Here is a 23079-nt window from a genome sequence, read left to right as displayed (position 1 = left end):
AACTTATCCATGACTATACTTGTTCCGTGACCTGTATTGCGGATAGTTTCGGGACAAAGACCCGTAGCGGCGAGGCCTTGCGTGCAGTCCATCATCGAAAACCTCTCGGCCCTGGGCCGTCCTCGGCTGATCGCGCTCGGCGCCACCGGCATCGGTCTTGTCGCGGCGCTGCTCGTGGGGTTGAACCTCGTGCTCGCGCCGAACTTCGCGCCGCTCTACTCCGACCTGTCGCTTGCCACCGCGGGCCGCGTCGTCGCGGCGCTCGAGCAGGACGGTTTCGAGGTCGAGCTGTCGGGCGGCGGCACGATCGTCAACGTGCCGCAAGACGACGTGGCGCGCGCGCGCATGTCCTTGGCCGAACAGGGTCTTCCGGGCGAAGGCGGCGCGGGCTGGGAAATCTTCGATCAATCCTCGGGCCTCGGCATGAACAGCTTCATGCAACAGGTCAGCCGCCTGCGCGCGCTCGAAGGTGAGCTGGCCCGCTCGATCCAGACCATCGACGGCATCGACGCGGCCCGCGTGCATCTGGTGCTGCCCGAGCGGGAGGCCTTCTCGCGCACCCGCCCTGAGCCGTCGGCCTCGGTCATCGTGCGCGGTCGCGCCACCTCGTCGATCTCGCGCCGTCAGGGCCTCGCGATCCGGGCGCTCGTGGCCTCCGCCGTGCCGGACCTCGCACAGTCGCGCGTCACCGTCCTGTCGGCCAGCGGCGAGACGATCCTGTCGGAGGAAACCGAGGGCGACGCCGGCGTGCAGGCGGCGGGCGCTTCGATGCAGGAACGCCTGCAACGCTCGATCACCGAGATGCTGACCGCCCGCGTGGGCGCGGGCAACGCGCGGGTGCAGGTCAATGTCGATCTGTCGACCGAGCGGCAGGTGATCCGCGAACAGAGCTTCAACCCCGACCAGCAGGTCGTGCGTTCGACCGAGACCCGTCAGGAAGAGAACCAGGACCGCGAAGGCACCCAGACCGAGGTGGGCGTCGGCAACAACCTGCCCCCCGAACTGGGCGGAGACGTCAACGGCGACCAATCCGCCTCGACCTCGACCCGTACCGACGAGATCGTCAACTACGAGATCGGCTCGACCCAGAGCGAAACCGTGCGCGAGCCCGGCTCGGTGGAGCGGATTTCGGTCGCGGTGCTGGTCAACGGCATCTACAACGTCGCCGGCAACGGTGAGACCGTCTATGAGGAGCGCAGCCCCGAAGAGCTGGAGCGGCTCGGACAGTTGGTCCGCTCGGCGGTGGGCTATGACGAGGCGCGCGGCGATCTCGTCTCCGTCGACAGCCTGCGCTTCATGGATTACTCGATGGATGTCGGCGCGCCGATCGGCCTGTCGCTTGGCCAGACTATCGCCCAGAACTTCGGCGCGATCCTGCGCGGCACCTTCGCCTTGGCGCTGGTGGCGGCGGTGCTGGCCTTCGGCCTGCGCCCGATGCTGCGGCGCGTCCTGCCCGAAGTGGCGCCCGATCTGGCGCTCGCGGGGGCCAATGGCGGCGCCGGTCAGCTGAGCTTTGAAGGCGCACCGGCCCAGGCCCAGGCCCTGCCGGGCATGGCCGGGGCGGCAGGAGGCGTGCCCGCGGCCGTCAACGGGGCGCGTGGTCCGGGCCAGCAGGCGATGCTGCCCTATGAGCAGCAACTCGCGACCTATGATGGCGACGAAATGATCTCGCTCGCGTCGGTCGACGGCAAGATCGGCATGCGCAACCTCGTCTCCGTCGGCGAGATGGTCGAGAACGAGCCCGAGGCCTCCTTGAAGGTCGTTCAGGGCTGGCTGGCCGAGGAGGCCTGAGATGACGCTCTTCGACAGGGATTTCGACCGCGAGATCGCCGAGGAGCGGCGCGCCGTCGTGCAGCTGGCCAAGGCGCGCCATTCCGATGACGATCTGCTCGCCGCCGTGGCCGAGGCGCGCGCCGAGGCGCTGGCACAGGGCCACGCGCAAGGCCGGGCCGAGGCCGAAGCCGAGGCGCGCGCCGCCGAGACCGAGGCCCGCTCGGCCGCGCTCGAGCGGATCGCGCAGCGGCTCGATGCGGTCATGGCCGCGCAGGCCGAGCACCGCGCCGCTCTCGAGCGCCAGATCCTCGGCTATGCCGCCACCACCGCCGAGAAGGTGCTGCCGGAGATCTTAGAGGACCGCGCCCATGCCCGCACGCTGTCGCAGATCCGTCGCGGCCTGCGGCTCGGCCTAGGCACCGCGCGGCTCGAGATCGCCCTGCCCGACGGCGCACAGGCGCTGCACCGCGACGTCACCGATCTCGTGGAGAGCCGCGGCATTGCGGCGCGCACCACCATTTCCGGCGATCCCACCCTTGCCCCCGGCGATGTCCGGGTGGCTTGGGACGGCGGGCGCCTCGACTACAGCTTCGCCGCGATCTGCGACGAGATCCTGAACACCCTTCGGGCCCATGCCCGTCCCACCCCCACACCGGAGGACCGCACGTGACGGAGACCCCCACCAAGACCACCGGCGCCGAGTTCCCCGAGATCGAGGACGACGCCGCCGCTCTGTTCGACGACGCGCCCGAAGCCGAGGCCCCCAAGGGCGGACGCAATATCGAGGCAATGATGAACGTCGGGCTCGACGTGCAGATCGTGCTGGGCCACGCACGCCTGCCGATCGCGCAGCTTTTGAAGTTCGGGCGCGGTTCGGTGATCGAGCTCGACAAGCGCATCGGCGAGCCGGTGGAGATCGTCATCAACGATCGCCTCGTGGCGCGCGGCGATCTCGTGAAGCTGGGCGACGCGCGGATCGGCGTCTCGCTCACCGAGATCGTCAAGGACTATGTGACGGGCGACTGACAGAACCGATGCCCCGCGCCCCCCACTTGATCGCGATCGCGGCCCTCGTGCTGATCGCCCTGCCAACCCTGCCCGCCTCGGCGCAGGACGGCGCGGGCGTGCTCGGGGCGTTGGGCGACGTGTTCTCGGACGCGGCCCCGGGCACGGACGAGCGGGCCTCGCTGTCGGGGCGGATCATCCAGCTCGTGGCGCTGATGACGGTGCTGTCGATTGCGCCGGGCCTGTTGATGATCATGACCAGCTTCACGCGCTTCGTGATAGTGTTCTCGATCCTGCGCTCGGCGCTGGGCCTGAACCAGACGCCGCCCAACGTTGTGCTGTCGTCGATGGCGCTGTTCATGACCTTCTTCGTGATGCAGCCGGTTTTCGAAGAGGCTTGGGAGGACGGGTTGCAGCCCTTGATGAACAACGCCATCACCGAAGAGCAGGCGATCATGCGGATCGGCGATCCCTTCAAGGGATTCATGTTCGCCAACACCCGCCCGCGCGATCTCGAGCTGTTCCAAGGCCTCGCCGCGCGCGCCGACGGCTCCGAACCCCTGCCCGTGCCAGAGACCGCCGATGATGCGGGCTGGCGTTCGCTGATCCCGGCCTTCATGATCTCGGAATTGCGCCGGGCCTTCTCGATCGGCTTCCTGATCTATCTGCCCTTCGTGGCGATCGACCTGATCGTCGCTTCGATATTGATGAGCGCCGGCATGATGATGCTGCCGCCCGTGTTGATCTCCTTGCCCTTCAAGGTGATCTTTTTCGTGCTGATCGACGGCTGGTACATGCTGGCGGGCAGCTTGATGGAAAGCTACGTGCCCTTGGCCGGAGGATGACGATGAATGCGATGACCGCCGCGCCCGCGCGCAGCCCCGAGCAAAGCCCCGTCCGCGCCGCAGCGACGCCCCCCACCCCGCCGCTCAGGCGGCTGCGCGGACCCGAAAAGGCGGCGATCCTGTTTTTGTGCCTTGGCGAGGAACGCGGCTCCGAATTGATGCGCAAGCTGGCGCCCGAGGACATCGCCAAGATCACCCGCGCCGTGGCCCGGCTCGGCGTGGTGCAGGCCGAGCTGGTCGAAGCGGTGCTGGCCGAGTTCTCCGAAGGGGTCGACAGCGGTGGCGGCGTGGTCGGATCTCTGGCCACCGCCGAAGCCATGCTGCGCGCCTTTCTGCCCGAAGAACAGGTCGAGGCGATCCTGCGCGACATCCGCGGCCCGATGAAGGAGCGCGACCTCTGGGCCCGGTTCTCGGCGATGAACGAAAGCGTCATCGCCACCTACCTCAAGGGCGAGCACGAGCAGACCGCCGCCGCGATCCTGTCAAACGTCGACACCGAAGTGGCGGCCAAGGTGCTGCCGCTCTTGGGCGAGACGATGATGGGTGAGGTGGTCGAGCGGATGATCCGCATGGAAGCGGTACCGCCCAAGATGATGGCCCAGATCGAGGAGACGCTGCAAAGCGACATGCTGTCGGCCGGAGGCCAGTCCAGCGCCGTCGAGATGGAGCAGCGCATGGCGGATCTGTTCAACAAGCTCGACCGCGACGTGTTCGAGGGGCTTCAGGCCGCGATCGACGGCCGCAAACCCGGAGCGCTCGACGGGATCATGGCCAAGATGTTTACCTTCGAGGATCTGATCCGGCTCGACGCGCAGAGCCTTGCGCGGGTTATGCGGGGCCTGACCGGCAACACCCTGCCCCTCGCCCTGCGCGGCGCCAGCAAGGAGATGCGCGCGCATTTCCTCGACGCGCTGACCTCGCGGGCGCGCGACATGCTACTCGACGAGATGAACACGATGGGCCCGGTCAGAGGCCGCGATGCGCGCGCCGCCCAGACCATGATCGTCGACTTCACGCGCCAACTGGCCGAGGACGGCTCGATCGAGCTTCCGAGCGCGGGCGACGAGGACGAAGAAATCCTGGAGTGAGGTGCCGTCCCCCCCCCCCCGGGGCGCGCGCCCTGCGCCCCGGGGGATCCGTCAGTAGGTGTTGCGGCGCAACAATGTCACGGCGGTGATGTCGAGGGTGATCGGGGTGAACTGCCCCCCCGCCCCGGCGCTGACGGCGGCACTCATCAAAGCCAGCGCCGCGTTCGAGGCCGTGTTCACGCCAGTCTTCGCATCCGTGATCGAGACGTATTTGCGCTCGAGCTTCGCGAGTTCGGCCGGGTCCTTGAGCTTGCTGATGTCGAACTTCGCCTTGAACAGCTCGACCTGTTTGTCGATGTTCAGACCGGCGACGCTCGAGGGCACACCGAGCGAGGTGCGCATGAACTCGGTCATTTCCGGATCCTTGAGCACGTCGAACCAGTTCTTGACGGTCTCGGCCTTGCGCCGGAACTCGAGGACCGTCCCCACCTTCTCGTTCTGGTCGGCCTGTGCATTCTCGAACCGCTGCTCGACATACCTGTTGACGATCGTCTTTTGCCAGAAGCTGGAATCTGTCAGCGAGTTCCGCGTGCCGTTGTCCTTGAATCCGAGCTTCGTATGCATTTCCTTGAAGCGCGCATCCGTCAGACGATTGACCAAGGACTTGGGATCGTCGGCATCGCTCTTCAGCAATTTCTTGATCAGCGCCTTGCCAAAGATCTGATCCTCGAGGTCGAAGGCCTTCATCACGAAGACATAGAGCTCGCGATCCTCCATCAGCTGATCGACGGTCTCGACATTGCCGATTCGCGACTCGAATGCGGCGATGGCGCGCTTGTCCTGAGCACTGTTACGGATCATGTCGAGCTGGCGGTCGCGCGTGGCGTCCACCAGCTGAAGACCCATCCGAGTGTTGAGACCCGAAAGGCTGATCACCCCTGCACCCTGCGTTCAGGCTGCGCGCGGGGGGCGCTCGGCGCCATGTCCGCCTCGATTGCCGTGAGATCGGCCTTGGCGCGTGCCGCGATCCGCTCGAACAGCTCGGTCTCATGCGCGATCACCGGGCGCAGCGCCCGCATGGCCTTGTAGTAGTCGCCGATGGAGACGTAGTTCGCCGCATCGAAGATGTGGCCGAGGCTCTGGCTGCCAAAGGTCGTCGCGAGATCGGCGAGCTGCCGCTGGATCACCGGGACCAGATCCTCGCGGACGGCGCTTTGGATGAGCGCGGTCTGGATCAGGTAATAGACGCGGGTCACCGGTGTCACCGGGGCGTCGGCGTCGAGCAGATCGTGGCCGCGGACCACGTCGGCCTGGCTTTCGATGGTCAGCACGTGGCGGCGCGACGAGTTGCGCATCATGCAGCCGTTGACGATGATCCGCTCATCGGGCTTGAGAGTGAGTTTCAAAGCCATGTCACGCCACCTCGGCGGTCGCGACCGACCCTTGGCCTGCGAGGCCGGCGACGATCGAGCGGTTGATGTCGACGAGCGCGCCGACACCGGCGCTGCCGCCCATCACGCTGCTGGTCTGTCGATCGACCCACATGGCGAGAGAGATGAGCCCGGCGCGCAGATCGGTCGGCAGCGCGTTCTTGGGCTGCGACAGATCGAACTTCAGCTCGTTCCAGAATTTCTGATTGGTCGCGAGATCGTCGCGCAGCCCTTCGGCCAGAAGCGTGCCACGGTCGCGCATGCTCTCGGCGCGGTCATAGGCTTCGGCGCGGGCGGCCAGCTGTCCGGTGACGCGGCTCAGCACGCGGCGCTCGATCTGGCGGGGGGTTTCGCTTTCGCGGATGGTGGTCTTGTAGGCGGCGATGCTCATGCGTTCTGCTCTCGCTCAGGGCCCCGCGCTTCTGGCGGGGGCGGTGAAGGCCGGCGCTGCGGCAACCCGAGGATCGCACAGGCGCGTCAGCCGGTCGAAATCTGCTGGAGGGGTCCGGTTGCGGCCCGCCCCGAAAGGCGGGCCGCGTCAGGTCTTAGCGGAACAGGCTCAGGATGTTCTGCGGTGCCTGGTTGGCGATCGAGAGCGACTGCGACGCCAGCTGCTGCTGGACCTGCAGTGCCTGCAGACGCGCCGCTTCCTCTTCCATGTTCGCATCGACCATCGCGCCGACGCCCGAGTCGAGGTTGTCGGAGAGCTTGGTCAGGAACTCCTGCTGGCGCTCGATCGACTTCTCGGATTGACCCAGAGAGGTGGCCGCGTCGACCGTGGCCTTGGTCGCTTCGTCGGCCTTGGTCAGAACCGCCGAGAGGTAGGCCTCACCAGTCGCCGAGCCTGCCTTCCCAGAGAAGCCATCGGCGATCGCACGGAACATCTCTTTCTGAGCGTTCAGATCCACCGGCGCAACCTTGATGGACGTCGTGGTGAGGTTACCAGCGCTGTCACGGCTAACGCCGGTGATGACCGTCCGCTCAGCCGCCGCACCGCTCGCGGTACCTTCAGCAGCATAGACACCTGCGGCAGTGAAAGAGCTGTCGCCCGACGCGTCAGTGGTGCCGTCCGTCTGTTTGCCGCCAGCGTTTACCAAGTCATCGCCGTTGAAGGTCGACTGGGAGAGGATCGCGCCCATGTCGGCCACCAGACGAGTCAGGTCGGCTTCGATCTCGTCGAGACCGCCCTTGTTCTCCTGGGCGAAGGCGACCTTGTCGCGGAATTCCGTTGCCAGATCCGAGAACTGCTCGGCGCCGAGACGCGCGGTTGCGACCGAGTTCTTGGTCAGGGTCAGGCTTTCGTTGACCGCCTTGGTCATGCCGCTGTCGCCCTTCATCGTCTCGGAGATCGCGAAGTAGGCGGCGTTGTCTTTGCCCGAGGACACCTTGAGGCCGGTCGAGATGCGGTCCTGAGTGGTGTTCAGGTTATTGTTGATGTTCCGCAGGGTCGAGAGGGCGGACATTGCGGAGTTGTTGGTGATGATCGAAGACATTTTAGCTCTCCAGCGTTCTTACTGTTCGATCGTCTTTCTGACGAAGTCGGCATGACCGCCGCGGTATATGCATGGTTAGAACCATGAATTGGGGCGCGTTTGTGGCGCTGCTCCGACTAATCCTTGAGGATATTCGAAAGCGTGTCCCGGAGGTTACGGTGTTTTCGGAGACCATGCGCTTTGCCCGGATCAGTGGTGGTACGACTGTTTCGCACCGCGCGCCGAAGCCCTGGTTGGCTTGCGCAACGACCTTGAGCTTGCGCGCGACCGCGGCCTTGAATCGTCGCCCTGATCACCACCGGAACCACTCTCGCCGTGCCGAGAGAGCGGATCGTCGTGCGGTGGCGAAGCAGGCAACTATCCTCCAAGGTTCGCGTGGCGGCGCCGCCCTTGTCCTGCGTCGTGCGGGGAAAGCGGCTTGGGCCCGGCTTGGAATCGATACGGCCCGCCCCGAAGGGCGGGCCGCGATAACGTCCGTGAAGCCGGTCTTAGCGGAACAGGCTCAGGATGTTCTGCGGTGCCTGGTTGGCGATCGAGAGCGACTGCGATGCCAGCTGCTGCTGGACCTGCAGGGACTGCAGACGCGCCGCTTCCTCTTCCATGTTAGCGTCGACCATCGCGCCGACGCCCGAGTCGAGGTTGTCAGAGAGCTTGGTCAGGAACTCCTGCTGGCGCTCGATCGACTTCTCGGACTGACCCAGCGAGGTTGCCGCGTCGACCGAAGCCTTGGTGGCCTTGTCCGCCTCGCCCAGGACGCCGGAGAGGAAGGCCTCGCCGTTGGTCGCATCCCCGGCGTTTGTCGCAAAGCTGCCGGCGATGAGAGTGAACTTCTCGAGTTGCCCGTACAGATCGACCGGCGAGACGGTGATGGTGGTCGTTTTCAAGGCACCGGCCGAGTCGCGGCTTACGCCACTGACCACGGAGCGATCTGCAGCCGCGGCGCTTCCGGTGACACCGGCAGCCGCCGTGATCGCACCCGTCGTGGCGCTGATGGTGGCCGCGGCCGCGGCGGTCCCGTCGGCCCGCTTGCCACCGGCGTTGACGAGGTCATCACCGTTGAAGGTCGACTGCGACATGATCGCGCCCATGTCGGCCACAAGACGCTTCAGGTCGGCTTCGATCTCTTCGAGACCGCCCTTGTTTTCCTGAGCGAAGGCAACCTTGTCGCGGAATTCTGTCGCCAGATCCGAGAACTGCTCGGCGCCGAGACGCGCGGTCGCGACCGAGTTCTTGGTCAGGGTCAGGCTTTCGTTGACCGCCTTGGTCATGCCGCTGTCGCCCTTCATCGTCTCGGAGATGGCGAAGTAGGCGGCGTTATCTTTACCCGACGACACCTTGAGACCGGTCGAGATGCGGTCCTGGGTGCTGTTCAGGTTGGTGTTGATGTTCCGCAGGGTCGAGAGCGCGGACATCGCAGAGTTGTTGGTGATGATCGAAGACATTGGTGATCTCCAGTGTTCTAACTGTTCGATCGTCTTTCTGACGAAGTCGGCATGACCGCCGCGGTATGACTGTGGTTGAATAGAAGAATTGGGGCGCGTTTGTGGCGCTATACCGACTTATCCATGGGGGCGCGGGACAGTGTGTCCTTGGCGCTACGGTGCCCATCCGCGCCATATAGCCCGCCCAGCCCATGGCGGGCGCGCAGTCGCTCCAGATCGCGCGCGACGCCTGCCGTGGTCTCGCGCATCCGCCCGAGCATCGCCGCATCGCGCGCGATCAGGGCACCAAGTGCTGCGAGATCGTCGCGCAAGGCATTGGATGCCTCGTCATCCGCGTCGAGCGCCGCCTCAATCACCGGCCCTGCCCCATCGAGCCGCCCCGCGAGCGCGGTCTTCGCGTCGAGCCGATCCGTGACACCCGAGAGCTGGCCCGCGCGAATCTCGGCGATTTCGGCCTCAAGGAGTTCACTCAGCGCCGCGATGTCCGCCTTCACCTCGTCGATATGCAATCCGCTCATGTCGCGTCTCCCCGTCCGGTGTCTTCAGGCCCCGCGTCGCCGTAGGCCCCGATGGCGCGGGCCACGCTTTCGGCGATGCCGGTGCTGCCCTGATCCGAGATCTGCTCGGCGAAAGCGCGCGCGAGAAAGCTGCGCCATGTTTCTTCGGCATGGCCGCCACCAAAGCTGCCGGTGTCGACGTTCTTGAGCATCTCGTCGACGGTCTGGGCGAGGAACATCTCTTCGAACTTCTTGGCGGTGGCCATGGTCTCGGGATCGGGCGCACGCGTTCGGGCGAGCTGCTTGATCGAGAGCGGGCCGGGTGTGATCTCCATCAGATGATCTCCAGATCGGCGTGAAGCGCGCCTGCGGCCTTGATGGCCTGCAGGATCGAAATGGTTTGGCTGGCCGAGACGCCGATGGCGTTGAGCCCGTCGACGAGGCGTTGCAGGCTGACGTCGCCCTCGAGGATCGAGAACTGCGCCTCTTGCTCCTGCACGGTCACCTCGGTCTGCGGCACCACCACTGTGTTGCCGATCGAGATCGGCTCGGGCTGGCTCACCTCGATCTCTTCCTTGACGATGACAGTGAGACCGCCCTGGCTCACTGCGACCTCGGCGATGCGCACGTCGGCGCCGATCACGATGGTGCCCGAACGGGCGTCGATCACCACCTTGGCGATGGCGTCGGGCTGCACCCGCAGCCCCTCGATCTCGGCCAGCAGGCCCGGAATGTCGGTCTTGTCGGTCGGGCGCACCTCGATGGTGCCCGAATCAAGCGCCGTGGCGCCGCCACCGAGACGGTTGTTGATCACCTGCTCGATGCGCTCGGCCGTGGTGAAATCCGGCGTGCGCAGCGCGATGCGGATGCTGTTCATGTCGTTGATCTTGAAGTCGATCTCATTCTCGACCGTGGCGCCGTTCTCGATCCGCGCCACCGTGGGCACGCCTTCGACGATGCTGGCGTTGGCCCCTTGGGCGGCGTAGCCCGCGACCGCGATCGGCCCTTGGCTCACGGCATAGACCTCGCCATCCGCGCCGGTGAGCGGCGTCACGATCAGCGTACCACCCCGCAAGGAGGAGGCGTCGCCCAGCGAGGAGACCACGACGTCGATGGTCGAGCCACGCCGCGCGAAGGGCGGCAGCATGGCGGTGACCATGACGGCGGCGGTGTTCTGGGTGCGCATCTGCTCGTCGGTCAGGTTGCCGACGCCGAGACGCTCCAGCATGCCTTCGATCGAGCGTTGCGTGAAGGGAGAGTTGCGCAGGCTGTCGCCCGTGCCGGCGAGGCCGACCACGAGGCCGTAGCCCACGAGCTGGTTCTCGCGCACGCCCTCGAACTGGGCGATGTCCTTGATCCGCACCTCGGCCCGGACCGCCGGCGCCTGTGCCTGCGTCAGTCCGAGCGCCAGAAACACGATGGGCCATGCCCTGCAAACCCGTGTCGCCATGTTCCGCTCCCGCCAGATGGTGCCGTCGTCACCCTAGCGAGAGCGGAGCCCTGTTCACAAGAACAGGTCCAACAATCCATGCATTGGTTGCAATTAAGCAATCTATGCATGGTCGCCGGGTCACATGTAGTTCAGGAACGACAGCCTCGAGAGCTTGGCCGTGACCGCGTAGGTCGCCTCTAGTTGCGTCTCCAACTGGTTCAGCCGGGTCGCGGCCTCGTAGGGATCGGCGCCTTCGAGAGCGGCGGTCTGGCTGCGGTAGAGGTCGAGCCGCAGCGCCTGCGATTCGCGCAATTCGTTGACGCGGGAATGCTGCGCGCCCATCCGGCTCTCGGCGGCCAGGATGTCCTCGCCGCCGACCCCCAGTGCGTTGAAGGCCTCGTCGAACCAGAGCTTGCGCGCGGCCGGATCGGCGATATCGGAGATGTCGCCCGCCGCCAGCATCGCCAGACCGCGCAGGGTTTCGCGCATCCCCGTGTCGTTGGCCTGCACGCCGTAATTGATCGTCTCATCCACGTCGATCCGCGCCGACAGACGCCCCGTCTCGGAGGCCGGGCTGCCGTTGTAGAAGGTTTGCTCGAAGCCTTCGGCCGCGCCGCCGGCCGTCGAAAACACCGCGACCAGCCGGTCCGCCATCGCGGCGGCATCGGCGGCGTTGGTCGGGCCCGCGCCATAGATCCCGGCGATCACGTCGGACGGCGCGAGGCCGCTGCGCGGGTTCGCCTGATCCCACGGCTGCAGCGGCAGCTTGCCGCTGTCGAGGCCCCCGAAGAGCGCGCTGCCCTGCACGGTGCGGTTGGCCTGACCGATAAGCTGGTCGATCGCAGCAAGGGCGGCGGCCTGCAGCTCCTTGCCACGCGTCAGGCCGTTGGCCCCGGTCTGGGCGGCGAGATCCTGCACGCCGCTGATCGTCGAACGGATCTCGCCAAGCGCCTGGGCGCCGGTGTCGAGGCGGTAGGAGAGCAATTCGTTCGACAGAACGAAGCCCTCCATCCGCTTGGTCTCGGAGCGCAGGGTCAGCGCCTCCGCCGACCGGTTGCCGAGCGCGCGGTACACATCGGCCTTGCGGCTGGTGCTCATCTCCGCTCCGGCTTCGCCGAGCTTGCGATCGAGCTCGCCGATCTGGCGGGTTCTGGCCACCGTGCTTTGCAGGCTGCCAAGGCTGCGGGTCATCGAAATCATCGTCGCTCTCCCTTACCTGACTGCCGCGAGCAGCGTGTCCATCATCTCGTTCAGCGTCTTCATGACGGTGGCGTTGGCGGCATAGCTCTGCTCGATCAGCATGAGCTGCTGCAACTCCTCGTCGATGTTGACGCCCTGCACCGACGCCCACGCCGCCTCGACGGCGTCGCGTCCCGCCGAGAGCGAATCGACATCGTCGCGGGCCGTGTTGCGCATCTGCTGGTGATCGGCGATCAGCCCGGCCGCGAATTCTGCGATGCTGCGTTCCTGCCCCAGCCCGGCTGCCGCATCGAAGCTCGTGCGATCCGCCAGCATCGTGACATAGCCGTTCACGCGGCGACCATCCGAGGCCGCCCCTTGGGCCGTGGCCCCGATGCCGTCGCGCAGCCGCCAGGCCCCGCCGCCCGCGTCCGAACGCACGGCGTCGTTGACGCTGATCCGCGTGGCCAGCCCTTCGAAATTGGCGGCCGAGTAGGCGCCGCCCTGATCGGTGAACAGACCGGCCTGACCGGGAGCGATCGTGTCGTCCGCCCCTTCGAACCCCTGCACGAGGGCGCGCGCCATCTCGTCGAGCTGCAGCTGCATGCGCGGCACGTCGCCCGTGAGCATGCTCAGCCGTCCGGCCAAGCGCCCTTCCTGTGAGCCTCGCGATCCGGTCACGCCGGGGGTCACGTCGACGCCGCTGACCATCAGGCGATCGGTCTGTCCGTCGAACTCCAGCTTGTGGGCGGTGTTGTTCTCGACCAGCGGCGCGCCGCCCGTGGTGAAGATCGAGATCCGGCCCGAGGCGTCGAAGCTGGTGCGGACGTCAAGCACTTCGCTCAACGCGTCGAGCTTGGCCGAGAGGCTGTCTTCGAGCGATGCACGGCGCTCGGTCGGGCCGTATTCGCCGCTGATCTTACGGTTGATCTCGACGATCTCGACCAACTGGCTGTTGATCTGGCTCACGTCGTCGCGCACGCCGGCGCGGGCGTTGGTCTCGACCCGTGCCAGGCTGTCGGCGGCATCGCGCAGGGTCGATGCCATGGCGATCGCGGCGCGCACGGCGTTCTCCTGCAGCGCGGGCTGGGCCGGGTCCGAGGCCACGGCGTCGAGCGAGCTTTGCAGCGTCCCGAGGCGGCCATGCAGACCGGTGGAGGAATCGATGTCGCCCAAAAGGGCGGCATGGCTTTCAAGCGCGGAGGCGACGACTTCGCGGCCAGCCACGCGCGAAATTTCCAGCCGGTGCGCCTGTTCGAGGCGGTCGTCGACGGCACGGGCATAGCCCGTGACCGCGACGCCGCCGCCGGGCAAGGTCGTCATCGGTGCGCTGCGCCGGGAATAGCCCGGGTTTGACGCGTTCGCGATGTTGCTCGACGTCGTTTCCGACCAGCGCTCCGCGGCGGCGAGGCCACTGCGGCTGGCGGAGAAGGCGGCGGTAATGCTCATTCTGCACTCCTTCAGAGAGAGGCGCGGCGCATTCTGCTGCCGCCTGCCAGGCTTAGCGCTTCAGGTTCGTCGTTTCCTGGAGCATCTCGTCGACCGTGGTGACGATCTTGGCGTTCGAGGAATAGGCCCGCTGGGTCCTGATCAGATCGGTCAGCTCCTGCGCCACCTCGACGTTGGAGCTTTCCAGCGCCCCCGCCGTCAACGTTCCCGCCGAGCCCTGCCCGGCCTGGTTCAGGCTGAACTTGCCCGATTGGCGCGACAGCGCGTAGGCGTTGCCATCGGCGGCCAACAGGCCGTCGGGGTTGGCCACTTCGGCCAGCGGGATGTTGTAGAGCGGCTTGCGGCTGCCGTTGTTGAACACGCCGTAGACGTCGCCGCGCTCGTCGATCTCGGTGCGCACCAGCACGCCGCTCTCGGCCCCGTCGGCACCGATCTTGAGCGCCGAGTAGTCGCCCGCGAACTGGGTCATGCCGGTGTGGGTGTCGGGCGCGCCGATCGAGACCTCGATGGTCTGCGGCACGGTGCCGTTGTCGATCGTCAGCGTCGCGGTGCCGGTGGCTGCGTTGAACGCAAAGCCCGCGGGCGCGGTCGCGGTCGAGGTGGCGGCGGAATAGGCGCGCGGCGCCCCGGCGAGCGGGCCGCTGTCGTGGAAATCAACCGTCACATCGCCGTACTGCGCCCCGTCCGATCCGGACATCGATAGCACCCAGCGGCTGGAGACGTCGGTGGGCTGCCAGGACAGCTGCATCCGCTCGGCCTCGCCCAAAGGCGAATAATACTCAGCCGAACTCATGAAGGGCTCGCCCGGTGTGGCCAGCCCGGTCTGCTGGGCGGGGATGTTGCCGCTCACGGTCATGTTGCCGGTGGGCGATCCGGTCTGCGACAGGCTGCCCAGATTGACGGTCTTCAGATCGCCGAACTGGTTGCGGTCGATGTTGCCCAGCGACGCGGTCTGATCATAGGGAAAGCCCGAGAGGTAATAGCCCGCCGCGTTCCGCAGATCGCCGTTTTCGTCCGGCAGGAACGAGCCCGCCCGGGTCAGGAAGAAGTTGGCCTCGTTGGTCTCATTGGGCTGCTTGCTCACCACGAAGAAGCCGGCACCGCCGATCGCGAGGTCGGTCGAGCTGTTGGTGGCGCGCACCGCCCCTTCGGTCGAGACATCCGCCCCCTGCGCCGCCCGTACGCCCGAGGGCGAGACGCCGGCAGAATTGCTCAGCGTGCTCGTCGTCACCATCTGCACGAAGCTGCGCCGATAGCCGTCGGTATTGGCGTTGGCGATGTTCTCCGAAATCCGGCCGACAGCGGTCGAATTGGCCCGAAGACCGCTGACGCCGGTCTGCATGGCGTAGGAAATGCTCATCCTGACTGTCCTTCGTTTGTTGTGCCGCCGGGGCTTTCGAGGCCCTGGCCGGTAGGGGGTACCGGCCAAGGCCAGTGGTAGAATGCGGTGACGGCCATCAGCCGTCGCCCGCAACGAGTTCGAGACGACGCAGGGCTGCATCGGCATCCTGCATCCGATCCGTGGCGGATTTTTGACCGATCGGCAGCGCAAGCGGAGCCACCGGGGCCAGCGAGCGGGCGACCTCGGCCAGTTCCGGGCTGCGCGCCAGCTGCGGCAGACCTTCGAGAAGCTCGGCCACCAAGGCGGCGTCGCCGGAGTGGTGCGCGGCCAGCAGCAGGCGGATCGCTTCGCCCGCCCCCAGCGGCGTCTCCGGCTCGCGCCAGAGCGCGGCATAGCCGTCACGCGCGCCACTCCAGTCGCCCCGGTCGAACAGGGCGGCGGCGCGAAGCCGTCGGTAGCCCTCGGTGGGGGTTTCCATGCGGGTCGCGATGACGCCCGCCCCGTCGCCCTGGGCGCTCGACAGGCGGGCGCGCAGCATCTCCATGCGGTCGCGCAGTTCGGGCGCCGTGGCCGCCGTGGCCCCCAGCGCCTGCGCCGCCGCGACGGTCTGGCCGCCGCGCAGCAGCGCCTCGGCCTGCGCCAGACGCAGCATGTCGAGCCGCACCGCAGGCACCTCCTCGAGGCCCAGATCGCGCATCACCGCGAGCTGGTCGCGCAGCATCGCGTATTCACGCGCCGCCGCATCCGTCGCCCCGATCTCGAGAAGCCGCGCCGCCAGCTTTTCCGCCTGCGCGGCAAAGCCGGAGCGGAACATCAGGTCCGGCGACAGCCTGCGATGCGCCGCCACGAAGGCACCGATCGGCAGCGCCCCCGTGGCGCCGCGCGTATAAAGCTCTTCGACCAGCTCATCGAGCCGCGCGGCGGAGCCGATCGCGGCATCGCTCGTCGCGTGGCGACGCTGGATTTCGGTCATCGCGATGATCGCGGCCTCGGTCTCACCGCGTCCGTGCTCGACCTCGGCCAGTCGCTCCAGCGTGGCGATCTCGAGCGCGTCGCCGCGCCACAGCCGCCAGCTCTGTCGCAGCAAGGCCGCGCCGTCTTCGGGCGTCAACGTGCCGGTGGCACGGCCGAGATCGACGAGCGCCAGCCGTGCCCTCTGGGCCCAGACGTCGCCACCGCCGGAGGCCATAGCATAGCTGTCGAAGGCCATCACCGGGTTGCCACCGGCCTGCGCCGCGCGGCCCAGAAGAAACCGGTAGGCACTGCCGCCGCGCAACTCGGCATGAACGTCGAACATCTGCGCCAGACCATGCGCCGTGTCCCAAAGCGAGGCATCGATCGCAGCCTCCAGAAGTTCGGGCAGCAGCGTCGCGGCAAGCGCGGGCGGCATCGTGTCGAGCACCGCCCCCACCCGCGGCAAATCCGCGGCGGCGCCGGCGGCATCGCCCTCGCGCGCATGGGCCAGGGCGCGCCAGACCGGGGCCTCGTCCCAATCGCCCGTCTCCTCGATCAACTGCCGCGACGGCAGCGGTGGCGACAGCATGCCGCCGTCGACGCCCCAGATCGCGAGGCCGAGCCGATCCCGGCGCAGCGCCTGCGCGGCATCGAGCCCGTCCGGCCCCGCCTCCGGCAGACCCGACAGGAAGGACTGTGCCTCGGGGGCCAGCGCCACCCCCACCGACAACTCGGCAAGATCGAGCAGCAGATCCGCTCTCTGATCGGTGTCGCGCGTGGCCGACAATGCTTCGATCAGCGCCGCGCGACGCTCGAGATAGCCGGGCGTGGACGCGGCGGAGAGCACGATGGTGGTGGGCGCCCTGGCGGCGGGTCCGGGTGCAGGCACGGGCGTAAGCGCAGGGCGCGCCACGGTCGTCGGAGCCTCGGCCAAGGCCGGATCCGCCAACAGGGCCATGCCCAGACATATGCTCAGTAATCTTGGCAAATTCGCCACGAACCCATGAATTGATCTGAGCTATCCTTGATCGAATCCCACATCGAAGCAACAACAGCGTCAATAACGGCGTGCAAGCGTCGAGAATCGTGGGAATCGGGAGACAGGACGCGATGGACAACAGCACCTATGTTTCGCTGTCTCTGGCCACGGCAATGCACAACGCGCTCGACGTAACCGCCAACAACATCGCCAACGCCAACACCGCGGGTTTCAAGGGCGAGCGGGTCGTGTTCGACAGCTACCTGCACCGCGAAACCGGCGTGGATGAGAGCCGCAACACCGAATTCCTGATCGATCAGGGTTCCTACATGAACCCCGAGCAGGGCGCGATGTCGCGCACTGGCAACCCGCTCGATCTGGCGCTGCAGGGCGACAGCTGGTTCGGCTACGAGACCAGCGACGGGCGCACCGCCTACGGCCGCGACGGGCGCTTCGCGCTCGACCCGAACGGCGCGCTTGTCACGCTTTCGGGGGCCAAGGTGCTCGATGCGGGCGGCGCGCCGATCTCCCTGCCGCCCGATCTGGGCGGCGAGGTCTCGATCTCGCAGGACGGCACGATCTCGACGCTGACCGGCGGCGTGATCGGGCGCGTCGGCCTGTTCGACCTGCCGGACCTGCAATCCTACGAGCGCATCGGCTCGGGCATGTTCGTCCCCCCCGAGGGCGTCGACACCGCGCGGCCCGCGACCAGCGGCACCCGCGTCGTGCAGGGCATGATCGAATCGAGCAACGTCCAGCCGGTGGTCGAGATGACCCGGCTGATGGCGATCCAACAGGCCTATGAACGCGCGCTCAAGCTGGTGGGCGGCGAAGACGACCTGACGCGCGACATGCTGCGCCGCATCGGCAGCGTGACCTGACCCCACCCCCCGGACCCGGCACAGGAGCCCCCTCATGAAAGCCCTCGGAATCGCCGCAACCGGCATGCTCGCGCAGCAGACCAACGTGGACGTCATCTCCAACAACATCGCCAACGCCAACACCACCGGCTTCAAATCGAGCCGGGCGGCGTTCCAGGACCTGATCTACGAGACCGTGCGCCGCGAGGGATCGCTTACCTCCGAGGCGGGCACGGCCCGACCCACGGGCGTCGACATCGGTTTCGGCGTCGAGACGGCGGGCACGGTGCGGCTCAACACCCAAGGCGGGTTGATGGCAACCGAGAACCAGCTCGATCTGGCGATCGACGGGCGCGGCTTCTTTGCGGTGAACCTGCCCGACGGCGGGCAGGCCTATACCCGCGACGGCGCGTTCCAGCTCTCCTCCGAGGGCCAGCTCGTCACCATGCAGGGCTACGAGCTCGATCCCGGCATCGTGGTGCCCGACAACACCACGCAGGTCGAGATCTCCGAACAAGGCGTGGTCATGGCCTATGTCGGCGGCGATCCGACCCCGGTGGAGCTGGGTCGGATCACCATGTCGACCTTCACCAACGAGGCGGGGATGCGCCAGCTCGGCTCGAACCTGCTCGAAGCCACGACGGCCTCGGGCGACGCCGTGCCCGCCAACCCCGGCGACGAAGGGATCGGCATCCTGCGGCAGGGCTATCTCGAGAACTCCAATGTCAACATCATCCAGCAGATCACCGATCTGATCTCGGCGCAGCGCGCCTACGAAATGAACTCGAAGTCTCTGGAAACGGCGGATCAGATGATGACCGCCGCCAACCAGATCAAGTGATGCGCGCCCTCGCCCTCCTCTCGGCGCTCGTCGCCCCCGTCGCGGTCCCCGCGACAGCCATCGCGGCCCCTCTACCGGTGCTGGTGGAGGAGCGCGCGCGCGACCATTTCGGCCCCTCGCTTTCGGGTCGGGCCGAATTCGAGATCGGCTTTGCCGGTCAACCGCCCTCCGACGCCGCCTTCATCGCCGAATTCTGGATGGACCCGGCATCTGGGCGCTTTGTCGCAAACGCGATCGACGACACCGGCGGTCTGCACCGGGTGAGCGGGCTCGCCGCGGTGATGGTGCCGCTGCCGGTGCCGAACCGGCGGCTGATGCCCGGCGACATCGTGGCAGAGGCGGATCTGACCGAACTGCGGCTGCCACAGGCGCGGCTTGGCCCCTATGCGGTGATCGAGCCCGAGGCGATGATCGGCATGCAGGTGCGCCGGATGCTCCCCGAAGGACGCCCGGTCATGGTGCAATCGGTGATGCAGCCGCTGGTCATCGACCGCGGCGACGAGGTCACCATCAAGTTTTCGGACGGTGCGATGCGCCTGTCGGCACCGGGCCGCGCGCTGTCGGACGCGCATCGCGGCCAGGAAGTCCGCATCGTCAACACATCCAGCAACACCACCCTCACCGGCACAGCCGTCGCCGAGGGCATCGTGGAGGTCTCCCGTTGAGCCGCACCCATCTGCGTCCCCTGCCCGTTCTTTTGCTGGGGGCGGCGCTCGTCTCCGGCTGCGGCGGGGTGCGCGACAAGTTCGACCGCGATCCGCAGACCTCGGCGATCGAGGTGAACCCGGTCACGATCCCCGAGGCGGCCGCCGTCTCGGTGCCGATGCCGCCGCCTACGCCGCCTCGCGTCTATCAACGCGCCGAGGCCGCCTCTCTGTGGGAGCGGGGCGGTTCTGGCGGCTTCTTCGCCGACCAGCGCGCCTCTCAGGTGGGCGACATCCTCACCGTCGACATCCGCATCGACGACCGCGCGCAGCTGCGCAACGCGGGCCAGCGGTCGCGCGACGGCCAGAGCACCGTCGCCTTCCCGACGCTGTTCGGTTACGGCACCCAGATCGACAAGATCCTGCCCGGTGTCGGCCCCGACGACCTGCCCTCGGGCGACATCGTCGACATCGGTTCGTCGACGGATGTGTCGGGCTCGGGTTCGATCACCCGTAACGAATCGATCGAGCTCAAGGTCGCGGCGCTGGTGGTGCAGATGCTGCCGAACGGTAACCTCGTCATCGCGGGCCGTCAGGAGGTTAAGGTGAACCAGGAACTGCGCGAGCTGCGCGTCGCGGGCATCATCCGGCCCGAGGACATCCAGATGAACAACACCATTCCTTACGAGAAGATCGCCGAGGCGCGCATCACCTATGGCGGGCGCGGCCAGCTGTCGCGCACGCAAGAGCGCGGCTATGGCGAGGACGCAATGGACATCATCTTGCCCTACTGACACGCAATTGCCGCCACGAAGCGGGGCCATAGAGGACCGAACGCACAACACGCGATGGTCCGATGAAATCCATGATCCTGATGATCTCCCTGCCGCTGGCCTGCCTTGCGGGCGGCTATGCTGCGGGGATGTTCCTCGTCCCGACAAGCGAATCGCAGGTTGCGATGGCCGAGCCCACGACCCTCACGGACGCGGAGCCGGGCCAGCCCGGCGATCACGCCGCGCTGGGCATCCCGCCCGCCCCCGTCGACCCCAAAGCCGGGGCGCATGGGGCGGCCCATGCCGACGCGGACGCCTCGGAGCACGGCGACGACGCGGTGGCGGGTGCGGAGGAGACGGCCTATCTGCTCAGTGTCGGGCGTCTGACCATACCGGTGCTCAAGCCTCGCTCCATCACCTATGTCGTGGCCGACATCGCATTGGCGATGCCCGAGGCGGCGCTGGTGGCGCAGGTCGAGACCAGCCCCGAAACCCTGATGCGGATGCGCGACGCGGTGCTGACCTCTCTCAGCGAAGCGGCCACGACGCCCGCCATGACCGGACCCACGATCGACACGGAGGCGCTCTCCGAGCGCGTGCTCGCCGATCTCAAGGCAATCGGCATGCCGATCGAAGATGTTCTGTTTCCCAACCTGTTCAAGCAGGACGTGGCCCGTCAGGACATCCCGCAAACCCGCGCTCCGGCCCCGGCGGCGGAGATCGCCGCGACGGAGACGGAGCACGAGGTGCTGACACACTAGCGCGTGGGGATCAGCGGATGCCGACGATGCTGTCGGGCGACACCTCGGCCCCCGAGGCCAGCTGCAGCACCGGGCTTCCGTCCCGGAACGCCACACGCTCGACCTGACCTTCGGCATAGGTGGTGAGGAACACCGCCTTGTCGTCGGCGTCGAGGGCATTGATCTCGACCTGAAAGGCCCCGTCCGGCACCGGAAGCCCCTCGCGGTCGCGCCCGTCCCAGATCACCTCGTGGCGCCCCTCCTGCCCGCCGGGCAGCCCGTCGATGCGGCGCAGCTCGGTGCCATCCTCGCCCAGGATGCGCGCCGAGACCGAGGCCGCCGCGCTGTTCAGCGTGTAGGAGAACTTGGCCGTGCCCTCGTTGAGCGCGATCCTGTCGGTCGGCACCAGCACCTCGCGCCCGATCAGCATCGCATCCTCGCGCGCGTTCGCGGAGCTGAGCCGGGCCTCGATCTTCTCGAGCGTGTCGTTGGTGGTTATCGACTGCTCCACCTGCGTCAGCTGTGCGAGCTGCGACACGAAGGTGGTCGAATCCATCGGCTCCAGCGGGTCCTGGTTCGAGACCTGCGCGATCAGCAGCTTGAGAAAGCTCTGGTAATCGGCGTCGAGCTTGTTGCGGCTGGTGGTGGCCGCGCTCGCGGTGGCTGTCGCGGTGGCGGTCGACGAGGAGAGGGCTTCCATCTCGGGGGGCTCCGATCGGCTCAGGTGAGAATGTCGAGTTGACCGTCGCCGGTCGGCGAGGCCGGGGTGTCGTCGGCAAGGGCCGTCTCGGGTCCGGCCGCGGCGGTCGCGCCGGGGCGACCTGTCACGCGCTCGTCCGGCGCGGCACCGTCACGCCCCCCGCGATCGAAGGATTCAAAGCTCAGCTGACCGTCTTCCACGCCTGCGCCGCTTTGGCCGAGCATCGTCATCAGCCCGTCGCGATCACCGCGCAGCGCCTGCAGGACGGTCTGGTTCTCGGCCCGGATCACTACCCGGAGCTGGCCCTCGTCGCGGCTGAGCTCGATCTCGATCTCGCCCAATCCGCCGGGGGTGAGCGCGATCCGCGTGCGACCCTCGATGATCGAGGTCTCGCGAATCTGAGAGGTCAGGGCCCGCGAAAAGCCGCTCGGCTGTGGCGGTGGAGGCGGGGCCGGCGCGATCCGGGGCAATGCTGCAGTCTCGGCCGTGCGCAGCGGTGCCGCGCCGGGCTCGGGGGCAAGGATCTCACGCATCGGCAGGTCCGGGCCGGTCGCCTCCGCCCCGCCCTCGCCGCCCTGCGCCGCTTCCTTGGACAACATCGCGGCAAAGCTCAGCGGCGTACGGGTCTCCGCGTCGCCTGCGGCATCGGGCGCAACTTGCGTGACGGCCGACGCCGCCAATGGGGTCTCGGCCTCCTGCACCGCTGCTGCGGAGGGGATGGGCATGGCCTCGCCCGTCCTGCGCCCCTGTTGCAGGGGCTGTGCGCCCATGGGGTTCGCTCCGGCTTGGGTCGAGGGCGGTAGACCGGCCTTGACCCAAGGGTCCGCAGCGGTCGCTGGAACGGTTGTCGCGCGCTGTGCCTCGATCTCGACCGGGGCGCTTGCCGCCCCGGCTCGGACCATTGGCGCAGGAACGCCCGGACCTGCCGTATCTGCAATCGCCGTCGAACCCGTTTGCGGGACCTGAAGCCCGTCGGACTGGGCCTTGGCATGCGCTGGGATCGCAGCCGGAGGCTTGGGCGTCGCTTGCGACGTGAACGTCTCGGAGGCGCCACCCGTGGGAGCCGCGACCGGCGTCGCGGAAGCGGACGGCGTCGCGGAAGCAGACGGCGTATTGCCCTGAACCGCCGCCGCCACCGTGCCGAGCAGATCGGAGATTTTCGTCAGCGAGGCCGTAAGCCCGGCGGGGGACGCGATCGACGTCACCGCCTGCACAGCCTCCTGCGTCGCAGCGGCGTCCGGCGCGACCGCGAAGGTCACACTCGTTGGGTTCAAGGCTCCTGCCTCAGACCCGAGCGCCGCATCGGGGGCGATGGTGAGCAGCCCGCCCAGATCGGTGCCCTGCGCCTCGTCGAACCCGGCGATGGCTTCGCGCAGCTTGGCATCCATGCCCGAGACGGCAGCGGCCTGCGCCGTGGGGTCGGTCCCGGCGGCCACAAGCTGCGCCAGACCGTCCTGCGCGATGTTTTCGAGCTCTCCGAGCAGCGCTTCGAGCGCTGGCGGCCCTGCGGGCACGGCAGCCTTCGGAGCCTCGGTCGGCGGCGTGGCCTTGGCCTCGGCACCGTGGTTCATGGCCAGCATTGCCGCAAAGCCCGTGTCCTCAACGCCAGACGGGCGCGCCGTGGTAGTCGGACCTGCCATGACGCGCCCTGTCTGGGCTGTAAGGAGCGGCGC

Annotated in this window: 24 protein-coding genes; 10 read left to right on the top strand and 14 right to left on the bottom strand. The window is 67.5% G+C overall.

Annotated elements, in window-relative coordinates; all coding sequences use genetic code 11:
- Window positions 1-81: 81 nt before the first annotated feature.
- From fliF to AADJ02_RS07805, 5 genes are read left to right on the top strand one after another with little or no spacing between them, the layout of a single operon-like run.
- A complete protein-coding gene (gene fliF / locus AADJ02_RS07825; RefSeq protein WP_341212432.1) occupies window positions 82-1791 on the top strand; it encodes a flagellar basal-body MS-ring/collar protein FliF in 1710 nt (569 codons plus the stop codon).
- 1 nt (window position 1792) lies between these two features.
- Complete coding sequence (locus AADJ02_RS07820) at window positions 1793-2443, top strand: FliH/SctL family protein (protein ID WP_341212431.1); 651 nt, start codon at window positions 1793-1795, stop codon at window positions 2441-2443.
- Window positions 2440-2799 carry a FliM/FliN family flagellar motor switch protein gene (locus tag AADJ02_RS07815; protein WP_341212430.1) on the top strand — a complete coding sequence of 120 codons (360 nt, stop codon included), beginning with the start codon at window positions 2440-2442 and terminating at the stop codon, window positions 2797-2799. The genes AADJ02_RS07820 and AADJ02_RS07815 overlap by 4 nt, the downstream gene beginning before the upstream one ends.
- Window positions 2800-2807: 8 nt before the next feature.
- The gene (fliP, locus tag AADJ02_RS07810; protein WP_341212429.1) at window positions 2808-3623 is read left to right on the top strand and encodes a flagellar type III secretion system pore protein FliP; all 816 of its coding nucleotides are present in this window, start codon (window positions 2808-2810) and stop codon (window positions 3621-3623) included.
- Window positions 3624-3625: 2 nt separating this feature from the next.
- A complete protein-coding gene (locus AADJ02_RS07805) occupies window positions 3626-4711 on the top strand; it encodes a flagellar motor switch protein FliG (RefSeq protein WP_341212428.1) in 1086 nt (361 codons plus the stop codon).
- A gap of 51 nt (window positions 4712-4762) precedes the next feature.
- Here AADJ02_RS07805 and AADJ02_RS07800 read toward each other — a convergent pair whose 3' ends face one another.
- The 12 genes from AADJ02_RS07800 to AADJ02_RS07745 form a co-directional block, all read right to left on the bottom strand.
- Complete coding sequence (locus tag AADJ02_RS07800) at window positions 4763-5587, bottom strand: DUF1217 domain-containing protein (RefSeq protein ID WP_341212427.1); 825 nt, start codon at window positions 5585-5587, stop codon at window positions 4763-4765.
- Entirely contained in the window at window positions 5584-6063 is a 480-nt protein-coding gene (locus AADJ02_RS07795) for a flagellar biosynthesis repressor FlbT (RefSeq protein WP_341212426.1), read from the bottom strand. Before AADJ02_RS07795 ends, AADJ02_RS07800 begins: the two co-directional genes overlap by 4 nt.
- Window position 6064: 1 nt before the next feature.
- Window positions 6065-6472 (bottom strand): flagellar biosynthesis regulator FlaF, encoded by a 408-nt coding sequence (locus tag AADJ02_RS07790; RefSeq protein ID WP_341212425.1) that lies wholly within the window; start codon window positions 6470-6472, stop codon window positions 6065-6067.
- Window positions 6473-6626: 154 nt separating this feature from the next.
- On the bottom strand, window positions 6627-7574 hold the full coding sequence (locus tag AADJ02_RS07785; RefSeq protein ID WP_341212424.1) for a flagellin: 948 nt from the start codon (window positions 7572-7574) through the stop codon (window positions 6627-6629).
- 488 nt (window positions 7575-8062) lie between these two features.
- Window positions 8063-9016, bottom strand: a complete 954-nt coding sequence (locus AADJ02_RS07780; RefSeq protein WP_341212423.1) for a flagellin — start codon at window positions 9014-9016, stop codon at window positions 8063-8065.
- A gap of 107 nt (window positions 9017-9123) precedes the next feature.
- Window positions 9124-9534, bottom strand: coding sequence for a hypothetical protein (locus AADJ02_RS07775; RefSeq protein ID WP_341212422.1), 411 nt, complete (start codon window positions 9532-9534; stop codon window positions 9124-9126).
- Window positions 9531-9848, bottom strand: a complete 318-nt coding sequence (locus AADJ02_RS07770; RefSeq protein ID WP_341212421.1) for a rod-binding protein — start codon at window positions 9846-9848, stop codon at window positions 9531-9533. The genes AADJ02_RS07775 and AADJ02_RS07770 overlap by 4 nt, the downstream gene beginning before the upstream one ends.
- Window positions 9848-10963, bottom strand: a complete 1116-nt coding sequence (locus AADJ02_RS07765) for a flagellar basal body P-ring protein FlgI (RefSeq protein ID WP_341212420.1) — start codon at window positions 10961-10963, stop codon at window positions 9848-9850. Before AADJ02_RS07765 ends, AADJ02_RS07770 begins: the two co-directional genes overlap by 1 nt.
- Window positions 10964-11083: 120 nt before the next feature.
- On the bottom strand, window positions 11084-12145 hold the full coding sequence (locus tag AADJ02_RS07760) for a flagellin (RefSeq protein ID WP_341212419.1): 1062 nt from the start codon (window positions 12143-12145) through the stop codon (window positions 11084-11086).
- Between the two features lie 12 nt (window positions 12146-12157).
- Window positions 12158-13573, bottom strand: a complete 1416-nt coding sequence (gene flgK / locus AADJ02_RS07755; protein ID WP_341212418.1) for a flagellar hook-associated protein FlgK — start codon at window positions 13571-13573, stop codon at window positions 12158-12160.
- Between the two features lie 52 nt (window positions 13574-13625).
- The gene (locus AADJ02_RS07750) at window positions 13626-14933 is read right to left on the bottom strand and encodes a flagellar hook-basal body complex protein (protein ID WP_341212417.1); all 1308 of its coding nucleotides are present in this window, start codon (window positions 14931-14933) and stop codon (window positions 13626-13628) included.
- A 97-nt stretch (window positions 14934-15030) separates the two neighbouring features.
- On the bottom strand, window positions 15031-16827 hold the full coding sequence (locus tag AADJ02_RS07745) for a hypothetical protein (protein WP_341212416.1): 1797 nt from the start codon (window positions 16825-16827) through the stop codon (window positions 15031-15033).
- A gap of 152 nt (window positions 16828-16979) precedes the next feature.
- On the opposite strand from AADJ02_RS07745, the gene flgF reads away from it, so the two are divergent.
- The 5 genes from flgF (at window position 16980) to AADJ02_RS07720 (ending at window position 20727) form a co-directional block, all read left to right on the top strand.
- The gene (gene flgF, locus AADJ02_RS07740) at window positions 16980-17729 is read left to right on the top strand and encodes a flagellar basal-body rod protein FlgF (RefSeq protein WP_341212415.1); all 750 of its coding nucleotides are present in this window, start codon (window positions 16980-16982) and stop codon (window positions 17727-17729) included.
- Window positions 17730-17763: 34 nt separating this feature from the next.
- Window positions 17764-18549 (top strand): flagellar basal-body rod protein FlgG, encoded by a 786-nt coding sequence (gene flgG, locus AADJ02_RS07735; RefSeq protein ID WP_341212414.1) that lies wholly within the window; start codon window positions 17764-17766, stop codon window positions 18547-18549.
- Window positions 18549-19214, top strand: a complete 666-nt coding sequence (gene flgA / locus AADJ02_RS07730) for a flagellar basal body P-ring formation chaperone FlgA (protein ID WP_341212413.1) — start codon at window positions 18549-18551, stop codon at window positions 19212-19214. The genes flgG and flgA overlap by 1 nt, the downstream gene beginning before the upstream one ends.
- Complete coding sequence (gene flgH, locus AADJ02_RS07725; protein WP_341212412.1) at window positions 19211-19987, top strand: flagellar basal body L-ring protein FlgH; 777 nt, start codon at window positions 19211-19213, stop codon at window positions 19985-19987. Before flgA ends, flgH begins: the two co-directional genes overlap by 4 nt.
- A gap of 62 nt (window positions 19988-20049) precedes the next feature.
- Window positions 20050-20727: a hypothetical protein gene (locus AADJ02_RS07720; RefSeq protein WP_341212411.1), complete on the top strand. Its 678-nt coding sequence runs from the start codon at window positions 20050-20052 to the stop codon at window positions 20725-20727.
- A 10-nt stretch (window positions 20728-20737) separates the two neighbouring features.
- On the opposite strand, the gene AADJ02_RS07715 is transcribed toward AADJ02_RS07720, so the two are convergent.
- Entirely contained in the window at window positions 20738-21406 is a 669-nt protein-coding gene (locus AADJ02_RS07715; RefSeq protein ID WP_341212410.1) for a flagellar hook capping FlgD N-terminal domain-containing protein, read from the bottom strand.
- Between the two features lie 20 nt (window positions 21407-21426).
- A complete protein-coding gene (locus AADJ02_RS07710) occupies window positions 21427-23046 on the bottom strand; it encodes a flagellar hook-length control protein FliK (protein ID WP_341212409.1) in 1620 nt (539 codons plus the stop codon).
- Window positions 23047-23079 lie beyond the last annotated feature (33 nt).

Source organism: uncultured Limimaricola sp. (assembly GCF_964022235.1).
GTDB lineage: Bacteria > Pseudomonadota > Alphaproteobacteria > Rhodobacterales > Rhodobacteraceae > Limimaricola.
The sequence above is the reverse complement of the archived record's forward strand: the minus strand, read 5'-3'. Positions and strand labels throughout refer to the sequence as shown.